We start from the raw sequence: 14,283 nt of genomic DNA, 5'->3' as shown, positions 1-14,283 counted from the left end.
ACAAATGACTTGGGATGAAAAGATCAAAGATTTTGAAATATTTCTTCGCTTCGAAAGAAATTTTTCAGAAAACACGCTCGACGCTTACGTTCGAGACATTAAGAAATTAAAAGATTACGCAGAAGAAGATCTGGCAAACGTCGGTCCAGAATCTATCGGTTACGAAAACCTGCAGGAATACATTTTCAATCTTTCCAAACAGAAATTCAGTGAGAGATCGCAAGCAAGATGGATATCTTCCATCAAAGCGTTTTTCAAATTTCTGCTTGAGGATGAATATCGTGAAGACAATCCTGCGGCGTTACTTGAAGGCCCTAAACTGGGATTATACCTACCTGATACCCTTAGCCTGCCTGATATCAACAAAATTATTGCTGCTATTGAGGTCAATACGGATCTCGGAAAAAGAAACCACTGCATCATAGAGGTACTTTATGGTTGTGGACTTCGTGTTTCTGAACTGATTGATCTGAAGATCTCCAATATCAACTTTAAAGAGCAATACATCAAGGTACACGGAAAAGGAAACAAAACCCGTTTTGTCCCTTTAGCCGATTATACTGCAGATATGCTTGAAAGTTATATCAAAGAGGTACGCTCTAAAGGTAAGATCAACAAGAAATATGAAGATACTCTGTTTTTGAACAGCCGTGGGACATCGATGTCCAGAGTAATCGTATTTCTTATTATTAAAGAACTTACAGATAAAGCAGGGGTTAACAAAAAAATATCTCCACACACATTCAGACATTCTTTTGCAACACATTTGCTGCAAAATGGGGCAGATTTGCGTTATATTCAGGAAATGCTGGGACATTCCAGTATTACCACAACGGAAATCTATACGCATCTGAAAACTGAAGAATTAAGGGATGTTATTTTGAGTTATCACCCGAGAAATATTAATATTGCTCAATGAAACTATTGAAATATTGCCCAAGCTGCGGCAAAGAGTCCTTACACTGGGATGGCGAAAAAAAATGGAGCTGTCCTGAATGTGGTTTTACCCTGTATAATAATGTGGCAGGCGCTGTAGCGGTTGTCATCAGATGTGGTGACGAAATTTATCTTACCCGAAGAAACAGAGATCCTAAAAAAGGAAAACTGGATCTTGCCGGAGGATTTGTTGACCCTAAAGAAAGTGCAGAAGAAACCTGTAAAAGAGAACTTTTTGAAGAACTTCAGCTTGATATCAATATTTCTAACCTGAAATACCTTACCAGCCTTCCCAACATCTATCAATACAAAGAAATTGATTACAATACGATTGATCTATTTTATGAATATAATGTTTCGGAAAAGTTTGAGGTAAATCTTGAGATCTCAGAGATCTCAGAAGCTATCTGGATTCCTTTACAGGAGTTAAACTTAGAAGATATTGCTTTTGATTCTCAGAAGATATTTTTCGAGAGTTATTTAAAGAAATAATTTTTGTAATATATATTCTCCCGCGGATTTTATAGATCAGGCAGACCAATTTTTTAACAATCTGCTTAGTTTATAAAATCTGCGGGAGTTTTTTTATTATAGAAACTAATAGGTTTTTGTCTTCAGCATTTCTTCAAAATACTGGATCAGTAATGCTCTTTCCGCGTCTGAAAGATTGGCATCCCTATGATAAACAATATAGCCAGGCATCGGCATGGTCTTGTTTTGGATCGTCTGAACAGCTTTTGTAAGCATATTCTCCTTCAAATCCTTATTATAAGTTTCCCAAGTAGAAAAATTAAGATGTTCTCTACCTTCATTCACGTGGCTTTTCACAGACCATGAAATGGGTGCAATAAAAGCATATTTCGGATAGACTGTTTCATTGGAATGACAATCGTAACAAGCATTTTTAATCAGTGTTGCAATCTTCTCCGGGGTTTTCCTAGCATCAACAAAATTCTTTGCAGAATCAACAGGTATATTAGTTCTGTCAATAGGAAAGAATTGAATCAGCGCAAAGCTCACTAAAATCCAGAATATGATTTTCTTACCCATCTTCATGTCCTTACTTAGCCGGAGTTAAAACGGCATTACCGGATTTAAATTCTTTTTTCAACGGTGTTGATTGTGGTGTAGCGGGTGAAGCAGGCTGCGAAGTTTCAGATCCTGAAGCAGGAGTAGCTGCTGCCGGAGTTCCTGTTGCTGATTTAGGACTATCAAGTGTTCTGGTATCCTTCAGGTCCCATTCCTCTCTTGTTTCCCACAATCCTCTTACGACAACTTTTTTATAGAAAATATAAGCATCTTCCGCAAATACATCATTGGCGAAGTCTGCTTCATCCCAATATTTATTTCCGTTATTATCAACCAGTATTCTTATAATGTATTCTCCCGGTTTCAGGATATCAAACTTGACTCTATCTCCTTTTAAATATTTTTGATACGCTATTTTATCAGAAGAATCCACCATCTGGATCCAATAATTGGTAGTAGGAGCATTCGCTATAGAGAATTCAACACTTCCAAACTGATCTATCTTAGCTACATCAAAGTCGAAACGTTTTGACTGAGTATTCTTTGCATAGAATGAAGATACTGTTTCCTTAGGAACAGTAAGCTGATAGCTTTTTCCCATCACAAAATCTGACTGAACAAGGATCTGATAAGGATTTGTTTCTGAAATTTTTGCTGTAAATGGTAGAGTTGTTAAGCTGTCTCCTTTAATCTTCAGTGTCCATTTTGAAGGATCAATTTTATCAATAATATAATTTGAAGCAATTTTTAAATCTGCCTTTGGAGCAATTGACGTTCCGTCATTATCACTAACAATGTCCATTGCATTCTTCTTATTGTATTTATAGAATAAAGAAACGCTGTAGGCACTATCTTTTTTCGGACCTTTATCGTGAGTGAATACCAGTTTTTCATTGGCCGTCTGCCCCACATCATCTTTTACTGCATCGAACCAGATTCTCACAGAATCGGATTTTGGATTGTGTGTTATTTTGATATCCTTCAGTTTCTCATTCAATGACTGAACTTTTACCTCTTCAGGATTTCCTTCAAATGACATTAGAACTCCTCCAGCAATTTCTTTCATCTCAGAATACTTCACTGGCTTTTTGGAAGGATTTACTTTTAAATTCAGCCCTGAAATAGATTTTTCAACATTGATTGGGTCTTTCTGAAAACCTACCTTTTCTTTTCCCGGATCATACATTGAATTTCCGTTCTCATCATTAAAAGCTATAATTTTATATTTACCCGGTGTCAGATAGTTCAATTCGTAGTATCCATCATCATCTACCTTGGTGATATAGTATGGTTTTTTCTTGTAGTTCATTGTATCTTTTACCTGATACAGCCCAACCACAAGCTTATTCTCAGTTGCAGTTTCCGATTTCTTTTTAATATCAAATGCATCCTTAATCTCACCACTGATATACAAATCATCCAATTTATCTCCGGTTGAAAAAGCAAAATTGAAATACCTTAATATATTCGATTCATTATTATCAACAATTGAATTTCCAAAATTGAAATTATAGGTCGTATTAGCCTGAAGAGTATCTGTCCATTGGATCAATACAAATTTATTGGCAATATTGGAAGGAAGAATCCTTGTTATCCCTTTAAGAGGGGGTGAAATAATCAGGTTTTTATTGATATCCTTCAATGTCACATATTCATCAAAATCCAAACGGAGTTCGTGAATATCTTTTTTGACATTAATTCTTGTTGTATCAATGTTTGAACTTAAAAACCTTGGTGCTAATGTATCTTTAGGCCCTCCTACAGGGGATCCTACCCTTGCACATGAATGTACAAGAAAACAGATAACGAATAATAAAAGAAACCTTTTCATGAAAATGTTTAAGCAAAAATAAACATTATTCTCCAAAAACTTCCTGTCCGGAATTTAAACTATCTTTATTGTCATTCATTACCGTATGAAGCTTATCTTTCTGTAATGGAAAATCTTCGAATAATCCGGATAAAGCAAGAGCTGTATATACTTTGTTGGAATATTTGTTTCCAATGGCTACAATGGTTACTTTAGATTTTAAAAGGTGGGCAAATACTGAGTTGGTACCATGCCACCATCCGTTGTGATAAGTTAATTTTTCTCCGTTATCAAAGATTTTCATTCTGAACCCTAAACCATAATTATTCATTCCTGCTTTTTCATTGCTGTAAGGGGTGAAAACCATCTGCATCAGTTCCGGTTTCAGGAAATTTTTAGAAAACATAGCTTTTGAGAAATTATATAAATCCCTTGGAGTAGTGTATACGTTTTTGTCTCCGTAAATAAGATCTAGTCTGTCTAACGGATATAACTTGTTTCCTCCATAATAAAAAGACTGTGAAGCTGTTGGAATATCTTTTTCCTGGAAGATGTAAGTATTATTCATTTTCAACGGAGTGAAAACCATTTCTTTCATTGCCTGAGGAAAAGGAGTTTTTGTCACTTTTTCAACCAATAAAGCCAATAGGGCAAAGTTGGTATTACAATACATAAATCCTGTGTCTGTATCTCTTGCCAGCTCAGGTTTGTATTTGATGATCATATTCAATACATCCTCATTCGTAATAAATTGCTTGGAAAGTTCTGCTGGTGCAGGTTGTATTTTAGGAATAAAATATTCATATTTCGGAAGACCGCTTCTTTGATCCAATAAAGTCTGAACGGTAACATTAGGATAAGGAAATCCCGGAAAAAACTGAGTAAGGTGATCAGTAAGTTTTATCTTTCCCGCTTCAATCAGTTTCATCATTGCCATAGCCGTTAACGTCTTTGAAACGGAAGCTACATGAAGGGGTGTATTTTTATCAATCGGCATCTGATTCCCTTCTCTTCCGAAACCTCTGTAGTTTTCGTATAAGATTTCATCTCCTTTTGCCACAAGAATTCCACCGCTAAGGTCTCCTCCTTCCCATATTTTTCTGTAATACTGATCTATATAGCTTACCGTTGTCTGCCTGTTCAAAAGCTGCCCGTCACCTTTCGTGAAAATATCCCCAAAATCTACGGTTCCGTAGTTAGGAAGATTAGTTGTATTTTCAGCTGAAGCTTCTTTGGCTTCTGACTTTTTTTTACAAGAAAATATCGATAAAAGAACAGTTAAGATAAGTACAAAATTACGCGTCGTCATGAGATTCAAAATGAGCGGCAATTTAATAAAACTCGAAAATAAATAATAAATAAGAGAGGTATATTATGAATTATTTAACATAAATGGGAGGAAAAGTAAAATTTGGAGAGGCAAAATCATAAAAAAAGCGAATTCACATTTTGTAAATCCGCCTTTCTAACTTTTTATTTCCTTCGCCTAACAATGTGAAGCGACAATCTTATCTACAATAAACTGAGCCAGTTTTTCTTTACTCTGATGCGTCCATCCTGCAATATGTGGAGTGACAATAGCTTTTTCGGATTCAAGAAGATATTTTAAATCTTCATTTTCAGACTCAATATTCTCGAAAGAAGACTTTTCATACTCCAATACATCCAGACAGGTTCCTTTTACTTTTCCTGACTTCAATGCTTCTACTAAACTTTTAGTTTTCACATTCTTTCCTCTTGCCGTATTCACGAAATAAAAATCGTTTTTCATCTCTGCAATGAATGTTTCATCAATAAGATAGTGTGTGTCCGCAGTCAAAGGAATATGTAAACTTAAAACCTCTGCTTGCTGCTTCAATTCTTCTAACGAAACCTGTGTTGCATATTCGTCTGAAAGATCAGGAAGTATATCATGGAAGACCACCTTACATCCAAATCCTGAAAGTCTTTTAGCAGTAGCTTTTCCCATATTTCCATATCCGATTAAACCTACTGTTTTTCCTAACAGCTCGTCTCCTCTGTTTTCTTCACGTTTCCAGATTCCGTTTTTCACTTCCTGAGAGGCGATAAAAAGTCTGTTCATAATGACAAGCAGCATTCCTACCACATGCTCTGCCACAGAATCTCTGTTTCCTTCCGGAGAATTGATCAGCTGAATTCCGAGTTTTTCGGCAACCGGGATATCAATGTTTTCCATTCCGGCACCTACTCTTGCAATGAACTTCAGATTCTTACCTTTTTCCAGAAAGTTTTTGTCCAACGGAATACGACTTCTGATGATAATCCCATCGTAATTCTCAATTTTATCACAAACCTCATCATAAGACGACGTAAAATCCTCTTCCAATATAAAATTCTGAGCCAAAAGCTGTTCTGTGATAAGAGGATGGTTTTTATCTAAAAGAAGTATCTTCATTTTATTAATAATTTTAGAGATAGGAATAGATTCCTAAATGATTATAATTTTATTCTACCGCAAATTTCTGAAAAAACAAATGCTTTTAAGCTCGCAAAGGCGTTAGCACTCAGCAAAGTTTAAAAGCATTTTTATTGATAAAGTATAAGTACTATTTTTTGTCTTTCTTAGACTCCTGCGGTTCCTGGAATAACTTTTTAAGCTCCACAGATTCCAAAGGCTTCATTCTTCCGGAAAGAATTAATGAAAGTTCTTTTCTACGGAATGCAGCAGCAAATCTTTCTTTCTCTTCGTCGGTCTCAGGAATCATTTCCGGGATAGGAATCGGACGGTTGAATTCATCCACAGCCACAAAGGTATAAATACCAGCATTGGTATGAATTTTTTTCTGATTAATAGGATCATCTAACCATACATCTACATATACTTCCATAGAAGTAGAGAATGCTCTGGAAACCTTAGATTCCAAAACCACTACTCCGCCTTCCGGAATCGGGTGATTGAAAGATACGTGGTTTACTGATGCGGTTACTACTCTTCTTTCACAGTGTCTTGCTGCAGAAATAGATGCACAACGATCCATTTTTGCTAAAAGTTCACCACCAAAAAGGTTTCTTAAAGAGTTGGTTTCGTTCGGAAGAACGATATTGGTCATAATAGTCAGAGATTCTGACGCTTTTTTTATTTTTGCCATCTATTCTTAGTGTTGTGTGGGACAGCCGGTTTAGATTGTGTTGCTTTTCCGGCAGGTTTTACGAGTGAATCTTTTTTCAAAGAATCTGAAACAGGGGTTTGCGGAGCGTGTACCATTACCTTTACCGTATCTTTTACGATTCTGTGGGTAGAAGTCTGTACAGAAACTTTATTGAAAGACTTTTTACCAAAAAGAAGCTCCTGTTGGGTAAATGCCAGGTATACAATCCCCAGAACCGGAATGAGCAAAAGGAAAGTCCAGAGAATTGTTTTTTTGAACTTAAAATCCTTTTCACGGTTCACTGAGGTATTCACTTTTTCCCCGTTATTGATATCTGAAAATCTGATTTCTTCTAATCCATAGAAGTCCGGACGTCCGGATTCTATTCTTTTTCCTTTGAAATGAGTATGCCCTTCTTCAATGAAAACTGTTCCAAGGTTTTGAATTTCAAGAACCTGTTCGGCCTGAAGTTTTTTCTTCCAAAAATCTGTCTGAATCTTAAGATCACTTCTTGAAGCATCTAAGGACATCTGTTTTTGCCCTGCAATAAAAGCCGTAAGGTCTTCAGACTGCACTTCGTAGTCTATTGCCAATTCAATCTGACTGGCCGGAGGCAGGATGCTCCCGTTTTCGGAATTGATAATTGCCTTAGAATTCTTCAGTGAAAACACTCCAAAGCCTGGAACCGTGGCAGTTCCAAATTGTTTTAAATATTCTAAAATGTATGCTGAAATATTCATTTGGCAGCAAATTTATAACTTTTTCATGACTTTTTGTAATATTTAACGGATATAAAAAAGACTGCCGGAGCAGCCTTTTGATTATTCTGTATTAAAACAGAAATACCATTATTCAAATTCCTTTTTAAAAGCTTTACTTTTATCGTAAGAGAAGAAAAACAGCTAAAAATCAAAAGGACAAATTTGTAATTTTGTTTATTTGTTTCTGACCTTTTTGCAATTTTATCTTTCTATCTTTCCTACAATTACTGAATCTTCCAGCTCACGCCAAACATAAAGTTGGTTCCTGCCTGTGAAAAATAATATGGCTGACCGTCATAAACAGATCCGTTGTTCACATATTTCTTGTTGAAAAGGTTATTTACCAATAGTTTTAAAGCAATTTCATTATTGCCAATTTTAAACTGGTATTGAGCATTAAAATCTGTCAGGAAATAATCTTTAAGCTGCAGGTTCGCATCTTCAGTATTATCCAGATATTGTTTTCCAACATATTGATTCATTAATACAAACTGGAAATTCTTGGTAGGATTAAATTTCAAACTTAAATTGGCAATAACATTTGGAGAGAATGAAATCTGTGTATTTCCAAGGCTTTTAGGAACATCTCCATTTTGGATATTGAAATCCTGGTTTCTGTTCTGGCTTAACGTTACATTCCCTGAAACTTCCCATTGTTTGGATAATTTGGCCAAAGCACCAACTTCAATACCTCTTCTGTAACTCTTCCCGGAATTGGTTCTGATAAACGCTCCTACATTATTAAGTTCTCCGTTCAAAACCAACTGATTTACATAATACATATAGTAAACATTCGCAGTAAGTGATACAATTCCGAATTGTTTTTCAAAACCGGCTTCAATATCGTGAAGTTTTTCAGCCTTCACATCATTATTGGCCATTAGATCATCTCTGTTCGGCTCACGGTGGGCATGAGCATAAGAAAGAAATATTTTACCTCCGTCAATTCTGTAATTCACACCAGCTTTAGGATTAAAGAACAGCCAGTTTTTACTCAAATCAGCGCCTTCACCATCACCTTCCATCAGGATTTTAGTATTATAATTGATTTTTCTAAGTTGCAAATCACCAAAAAACTCAAAGTTCTCTACTCTCAGTAAAGCTTTTGCAAAACCGGATACCTCATTCTTTACTGAACGGTTTCTGTAATATTCGCTTTCATCAATCTGAGGAAAAAATACGCCTGTTACATTTCCATAATGCCTTCCGTAATACTGATTGACTACTGCACCAAAATTCAGATCCAGATTTTCAAATTTTCCGTAAAGGGTAGAAACCATTCCGTAGAAATCGTTATTCAACCATTTTTTTCTGATGAAATCTGAAGATTTTATAGTTTGTCCACCCTCAATGATATTCGGAAGATTATATCTTAAAAAAGGATCTCCCTGTTTATAGTTTTCGTAATACCCTCTTCCTTTTGTATAATGGAATGTGGTTTCAAGGTTCCAACGATCACTGAATTTCTGTTCCCAAAGCAACTGATAATGGTTCTGTCTGTAGTTATCCGTTTCATTGTCATAGAAACCTACGATTTTCTCCCAATTGGTATCATAGATCGCTCCTGAAATATTGAATTTAGGATCAGTTTCCCATGTTTTACGGTCAATTCCGTTCCAGGCCTGATAAGTTTTTTCTTTTCCTCCGAAAGCCATTAAACGTATTTTCGTATTTCCTTCTTCAAATAAAGCCGTAAAATTATAAGAGTGTAAATTGGATGAAGCCCTGTCGATATATCCATCAGAATGAATATGCGTGTATCTTCCCATTACGGAAAGTCGGTTTTTCCAGAACTTACCGGAACCTATTTCTGCTGAATATTTATACGTATTAAATGATCCATAGCTATCATCGGTTTTAAAGTAAAATTTCTCTTCCGGATCTTTAGAAAGTACATTGATACTTGCCCCAAAAGCGGAAACCCCATTATTGGAGGTTCCTACTCCTCTCTGAATGACAATCTGTGATGCAGAACTTGTCAAATCCGGAACGTTGACAAAAAACGTTCCCTGACTTTCAGAATCATTGTAAGGAACACCATTCATCATTACATTAATGGCAGAACCTGAAACTCCACGAATCCTAAATCCGGTGTATCCTACCCCATTTCCAGCATCTGAAGTAGAAATAATGGAGGTTTGATTTTTTAAAAGAATAGGCAGATCCTGTCCTAAATTTTTCCCGTCTAAATCTTTCTGTACATTGATGATTTCCTTCGCTACCGGAAGTCTTTTGGTAAAATTGACCGCTTCAATTTCTCTGATTTTCAGAGAATCTTTATTTTGGGCCTGCATAAAAGCCACAGAGGCTACACTAAGCCCTAAAAAAAATAATCCTTTCATTCTATAAATCTTTGACATTTAATGAATAAAAGGGGATCAATAAGATATTATACAATTCAGCGTTCTATGAAGACGCATCCCTAAACAGCATTACCTGTTCCAGGTTCATTGGGTATAATCTCAGCCTGTTAAAGCACCCCTTTATTTCAGTCGCGAAATTACAAAAAAAATATGAATTAGGGTTCGGGTTTCGAGGTATAAGATAATGAGTTACGCGATGAGAAAAAACACTATGAAAAATAGGAGTTATCAAATGAATCATTCATCATTTATAATTATCTAGTAAGTTTTATTGTTTGCGTCAATATAGTAGTAGTTCGAACCGTCTTTGGTGACTTCAAACATCTTACCCAGTTTCCAGCTGAAGTTTCTTTTGATATTGGCATATTCGAAGGGAACAATGATTTTATTGTTAACGTCAATAATTCCAAATTTATCATTATTGGAGGCAACAATCATTGGATTAGCAACATCATCTCCTTCCAGAATAAAAAGATATTGATATTGAGGATAGATCTGAAACTGTCTGTAATCTGCAGCATTCACAAATTTTGACTTTTCAATAATTCCATAGAAGCCATTCAGAATGTAAGCCTGAAATAACTGTTGCTTGTATTCTTCAAATTTACATTTTCCAAAATCTGATTCTTTGAACTGATACACTCTCTTCCCGGTATGATCTATACGGTAAGAAATCATATTCTTTTCTACTGTGGCATAGTCTTTTGTTCCAAATTTTCTGATTTTTTCATTAGGAGAATTTAAAAGATTGCAATCTTCATAAAAAAATACAGCAATATGGTATTCCGGTTGAATAATAAATTTTCCATTCTGGTTCACGTACCCGAACTGATCACCTTTCTTTTTAGGAATCAAGACCGGAAGATCTTTGTTGATTACCACCAGATCAGGATTAGATTTATTCGCTGAAGTTCCTTTCTGAATAGGGGTTTTCGCAACTTTCTTCACAGGAATTTTCTTCACAGATTTTGACTGTGAAAAAGCAAAAACCGAAGTAAAAACGCATAAAACAATCAGTATATTTTTCATATTCACCATATGCTTGCAAAAGTACGACCAAAAATAGATATTATAAAATACATATTTATAAAGAATCTAAATAATTTCATCTCCATAAAATTGTAAAATTTCGTAATTTTGGGAGCATTTTGAATTATTTGATAATTTTAAAAAACTTTTAAGAAAGTGTAGATTATGCTGACTTTATTCGGTTAATGTTGCGTCAAAAAGCGAAAACTCAAAATGTCATTAACTGTTTTATACAGACCGGTAAAGAAGAAGCAGGCCTACCTTTAATGTTGAAAGACCTTCTATTATGAATATTTATAAGGATTACATCAAAGAGATTGAAGAAAGAAAAACCCAAGGGCTTCATCCAAAGCCAATTGATGGTGCTGAATTACTAAGCGAGATCATTTCGCAAATAAAAGATTCAGGTAATGCTGACCGATCAGATTCTCTTAAGTTTTTCATTTACAACACACTACCTGGAACTACAAGTGCTGCAGGAGTAAAAGCAAAATTTTTAAAAGAAATTATTCTAGGTGAATTCGTAGTAGAAGAAATTTCTCCTGCATATGCCTTTGAACTGTTATCTCACATGAAAGGCGGTCCTTCCATTGAAGTATTGCTTGATCTTGCTTTGGGTAATGATCCTGCTATTGCTCAGGAAGCGGCAAATGTTCTTAAAACACAGGTATTCCTTTACCAAGCAGACACTAACCGTCTTAAAGAAGCTTTCGAAAGCGGAAATGCAATTGCAAAAGAAATTCTTGAAAGCTATGCAAAAGCAGAGTTTTTCACTAAACTTCCTGAAGTTGCTGAAGAAATTAAAGTAGTAACATTTATCGCTGGTGAAGGGGACATCTCTACAGATTTACTTTCTCCGGGAAACCAGGCTCACTCAAGATCTGACCGTGAACTTCATGGTAAATGTATGATCACTCCTCAGGCACAGGAAGAAATCAAAGCTTTACAGGCACAGCATCCTGATGCAAGCGTTATGCTTATTGCTGAAAAAGGAACAATGGGTGTAGGTTCATCCAGAATGTCTGGAGTAAACAACGTTGCTCTTTGGACAGGGAAACAAGCGAGCCCATATGTACCATTTGTAAACATTGCTCCAATTGTAGGAGGAACAAACGGTATTTCTCCGATCTTCCTTACCACAGTTGACGTTACCGGAGGTATCGGTGTTGACCTTAAAAACTGGGTAAAGAAAGTTGACGAAAACGGAAACCCAATCCGTAACGAAAATGGAGATATCGTTCTTGAAGAAGCTTATTCAGTGGCGACAGGAACTGTATTAACAATCAATACAAAAGAAAAGAAATTATACAACGGAGATAAAGAATTGATTGACCTTACCAAATCTTTCACTCCACAAAAGATGGAATTCATCAAAGCAGGTGGATCTTATGCTATCGTATTTGGTAAGAAGTTACAGACATTTGCAGCTCAGCTTTTAGGAGTTGAAGCTCCTGTGGTTTTTGCTCCGTCAAAAGAAATTTCTCACGAAGGACAAGGACTTACAGCCGTAGAAAAAATATTCAACAGAAATGCTGTAGGAACTACTCCAGGAAAAGTTTTACACGCAGGTTCAGACGTTCGTGTACAGGTAAATATCGTTGGTTCTCAGGATACGACAGGTCTTATGACTTCTCAGGAACTTGAATCAATGGCTGCAACAGTGATTTCGCCAGTTGTAGATGGTGCTTACCAGTCAGGATGTCACACTGCTTCAGTTTGGGATAAAAAAGCTCAGGCAAACATTCCGAAACTGATGAAATTCATGAACGAGTTCGGTTTGATTACAGCCCGTGACCCGAAAGGTGAATACCATGCAATGACTGACGTTATCCACAAAGTTCTTAACGATATCACTGTAGACGAGTGGGCAATCATCATCGGAGGTGACTCTCATACAAGAATGTCTAAAGGAGTGGCTTTCGGAGCTGACTCAGGAACTGTTGCTCTTGCATTAGCTACTGGTGAAGCATCTATGCCAATTCCTGAATCTGTGAAAGTAACCTTCAAAGGAAACATGAAAGAACATATGGATTTCCGCGATGTGGTTCATGCAACACAAGCTCAGATGTTGAAGCAATTTGGAGGAGAAAATGTATTCCAGGGTAGAATCATTGAGGTTCACATCGGAACACTTCCTGCTGACCAGGCATTTACATTTACAGACTGGACTGCTGAGATGAAGGCAAAAGCTTCTATCAACATTTCTGAAGATAATACTTTGATCGAATCACTGGAAATTGCAAAAGGCAGAATCCAGATCATGATTGACAAGGGTATGGATAACCACAATAAAGTTCTTCAGGGACTTATTGACAAAGCAAACAAGAGAATTGAAGAAATCAGATCAGGAGAAAAACCAGGTTTGACTCCGGATGCCAACGCTAAATATTATGCTGAAGTAGTTGTAGATCTTGATGTAATTGTAGAACCTATGATTGCTGACCCGGATGTAAACAACGACGATGTATCCAAAAGATATACTCACGATACCATCAGAGATCTTTCTTACTATGGAGGTGAGAAAAAAGTAGATCTTGGTTTCGTAGGATCTTGTATGGTTCACAAAGGTGACCTTAAGATTGTTTCTCAAATGCTTAGAAATATTGAAAAACAACAAGGAAAAGTAGAATTTAGTGCCCCTCTTGTTGTAGCAGCTCCTACTTATAACATCATTGACGAATTAAAGGCAGAAGGTGACTGGGAATTATTAGAAAAATATTCAGCTTTTGAATTTGATGATAATGCTCCAAAAGGAGAAGCTCGTGTTGAATACAAAAACGTAATGTACCTTGAGCGTCCTGGATGTAACCTTTGTATGGGTAACCAGGAAAAAGCAGCTAAAGGAGATACTGTTTTAGCTACTTCTACCCGTCTTTTCCAGGGAAGAGTAGTGGAAGATTCTGAACGTAAAAAAGGAGAATCTCTATTGGCTTCAACTCCGGTTGTTGTTCTTTCTGCAATTATTGGAAGAATTCCTAGCATAGATGAGTATAAAGCAGCAGTTGAAGGTATCGACCTTACGACATTTGTACCTTCTATTAAAGAACTGACAAGTACAAGCGCTCACTAAGCGAGTATTAAATACGTCGCAAGACTATTAAATAGTATATAATTGGAAGATTTTGGTCCTTTGGGATTTAAAATCTTCCAATTTTTTGTTTAGAACGTTTCTATTTTAAGATAGTTACGTTTTTTTTTCGATAAAAGCCTGAAAATGAATTCTAATTTTTCTTAAATTGAAAGTT

General features: G+C 36.1%; 11 protein-coding genes and 1 riboswitch. Of the genes, 3 read left to right on the top strand and 8 right to left on the bottom strand.

Features of this window, described 5'->3' with window-relative positions; genetic code table 11:
• Positions 1-4 precede the first annotated feature (4 nt).
• Both xerD and CQ046_RS11390 read left to right on the top strand, forming a co-directional pair.
• A complete protein-coding gene (gene xerD, locus CQ046_RS11395) occupies positions 5-919 on the top strand; it encodes a site-specific tyrosine recombinase XerD (RefSeq protein WP_105702361.1) in 915 nt (304 codons plus the stop codon).
• Entirely contained in the window at positions 916-1,428 is a 513-nt protein-coding gene (locus CQ046_RS11390; RefSeq protein ID WP_105702360.1) for an NUDIX hydrolase, read from the top strand. The genes xerD and CQ046_RS11390 overlap by 4 nt, the downstream gene beginning before the upstream one ends.
• 105 nt (positions 1,429-1,533) lie before the next feature.
• Here the strand turns inward: CQ046_RS11390 and CQ046_RS11385 are convergent, their stop codons facing one another.
• The 8 genes from CQ046_RS11385 to CQ046_RS11350 form a co-directional block, all read right to left on the bottom strand.
• Positions 1,534-1,992 carry a heme-binding domain-containing protein gene (locus tag CQ046_RS11385; RefSeq protein ID WP_105702359.1) on the bottom strand — a complete coding sequence of 153 codons (459 nt, stop codon included), beginning with the start codon at positions 1,990-1,992 and terminating at the stop codon, positions 1,534-1,536.
• 4 nt (positions 1,993-1,996) lie between these two features.
• Entirely contained in the window at positions 1,997-3,796 is a 1,800-nt protein-coding gene (locus CQ046_RS11380; RefSeq protein ID WP_105702358.1) for an Ig-like domain-containing protein, read from the bottom strand.
• A 25-nt stretch (positions 3,797-3,821) separates the two neighbouring features.
• Entirely contained in the window at positions 3,822-5,084 is a 1,263-nt protein-coding gene (locus tag CQ046_RS11375; protein ID WP_105702357.1) for a serine hydrolase domain-containing protein, read from the bottom strand.
• Positions 5,085-5,261: 177 nt separating this feature from the next.
• A complete protein-coding gene (locus tag CQ046_RS11370; RefSeq protein ID WP_105702356.1) occupies positions 5,262-6,191 on the bottom strand; it encodes a 2-hydroxyacid dehydrogenase in 930 nt (309 codons plus the stop codon).
• A 151-nt stretch (positions 6,192-6,342) separates the two neighbouring features.
• Positions 6,343-6,885, bottom strand: coding sequence for an acyl-CoA thioesterase (locus CQ046_RS11365; protein WP_105702355.1), 543 nt, complete (start codon positions 6,883-6,885; stop codon positions 6,343-6,345).
• Complete coding sequence (locus tag CQ046_RS11360; RefSeq protein ID WP_105702354.1) at positions 6,873-7,625, bottom strand: hypothetical protein; 753 nt, start codon at positions 7,623-7,625, stop codon at positions 6,873-6,875. Before CQ046_RS11360 ends, CQ046_RS11365 begins: the two co-directional genes overlap by 13 nt.
• A 245-nt stretch (positions 7,626-7,870) precedes the next feature.
• Complete coding sequence (locus CQ046_RS11355) at positions 7,871-9,988, bottom strand: TonB-dependent receptor (protein ID WP_105702353.1); 2,118 nt, start codon at positions 9,986-9,988, stop codon at positions 7,871-7,873.
• Positions 9,989-10,048: 60 nt separating this feature from the next.
• Positions 10,049-10,139, bottom strand: a riboswitch (TPP riboswitch).
• Positions 10,140-10,267: 128 nt separating this feature from the next.
• Positions 10,268-11,038, bottom strand: coding sequence for a WG repeat-containing protein (locus CQ046_RS11350; protein WP_228406932.1), 771 nt, complete (start codon positions 11,036-11,038; stop codon positions 10,268-10,270).
• A 286-nt stretch (positions 11,039-11,324) separates the two neighbouring features.
• Here CQ046_RS11350 and CQ046_RS11345 point away from each other — a divergent pair, with 286 nt between their 5' ends.
• The gene (locus tag CQ046_RS11345; protein ID WP_105702351.1) at positions 11,325-14,108 is read left to right on the top strand and encodes a bifunctional aconitate hydratase 2/2-methylisocitrate dehydratase; all 2,784 of its coding nucleotides are present in this window, start codon (positions 11,325-11,327) and stop codon (positions 14,106-14,108) included.
• Positions 14,109-14,283: the final 175 nt, after the last annotated feature.

Origin of the sequence: Chryseobacterium sp. MYb7 (genome assembly GCF_002979455.1) — a bacterium.
Taxonomy (GTDB): Bacteria; Bacteroidota; Bacteroidia; order Flavobacteriales; family Weeksellaceae; genus Chryseobacterium.
Note: the sequence above shows the minus strand (reverse complement) of the source record. Positions and strands in the feature narration are given on the sequence as shown.

Excerpts from the sequence above, each read along its gene's own strand:
- xerD (WP_105702361.1), top strand. The coding sequence starts at position 5 with ATGACTTGGGATGAAAAGATCAAAGATTTTGAAATATTTCTTCGCTTC.
- CQ046_RS11390 (WP_105702360.1), top strand. The coding sequence starts at position 916 with ATGAAACTATTGAAATATTGCCCAAGCTGCGGCAAAGAGTCCTTACAC.
- CQ046_RS11385 (WP_105702359.1), bottom strand. The coding sequence starts at position 1,992 with ATGAAGATGGGTAAGAAAATCATATTCTGGATTTTAGTGAGCTTTGCG.
- CQ046_RS11380 (WP_105702358.1), bottom strand. The coding sequence starts at position 3,796 with ATGAAAAGGTTTCTTTTATTATTCGTTATCTGTTTTCTTGTACATTCA.
- CQ046_RS11375 (WP_105702357.1), bottom strand. The coding sequence starts at position 5,084 with ATGACGACGCGTAATTTTGTACTTATCTTAACTGTTCTTTTATCGATA.
- CQ046_RS11370 (WP_105702356.1), bottom strand. The coding sequence starts at position 6,191 with ATGAAGATACTTCTTTTAGATAAAAACCATCCTCTTATCACAGAACAG.
- CQ046_RS11365 (WP_105702355.1), bottom strand. The coding sequence starts at position 6,885 with ATGGCAAAAATAAAAAAAGCGTCAGAATCTCTGACTATTATGACCAAT.
- CQ046_RS11360 (WP_105702354.1), bottom strand. The coding sequence starts at position 7,625 with ATGAATATTTCAGCATACATTTTAGAATATTTAAAACAATTTGGAACT.
- CQ046_RS11355 (WP_105702353.1), bottom strand. The coding sequence starts at position 9,988 with ATGAAAGGATTATTTTTTTTAGGGCTTAGTGTAGCCTCTGTGGCTTTT.
- CQ046_RS11350 (WP_228406932.1), bottom strand. The coding sequence starts at position 11,038 with ATGAAAAATATACTGATTGTTTTATGCGTTTTTACTTCGGTTTTTGCT.
- CQ046_RS11345 (WP_105702351.1), top strand. The coding sequence starts at position 11,325 with ATGAATATTTATAAGGATTACATCAAAGAGATTGAAGAAAGAAAAACC.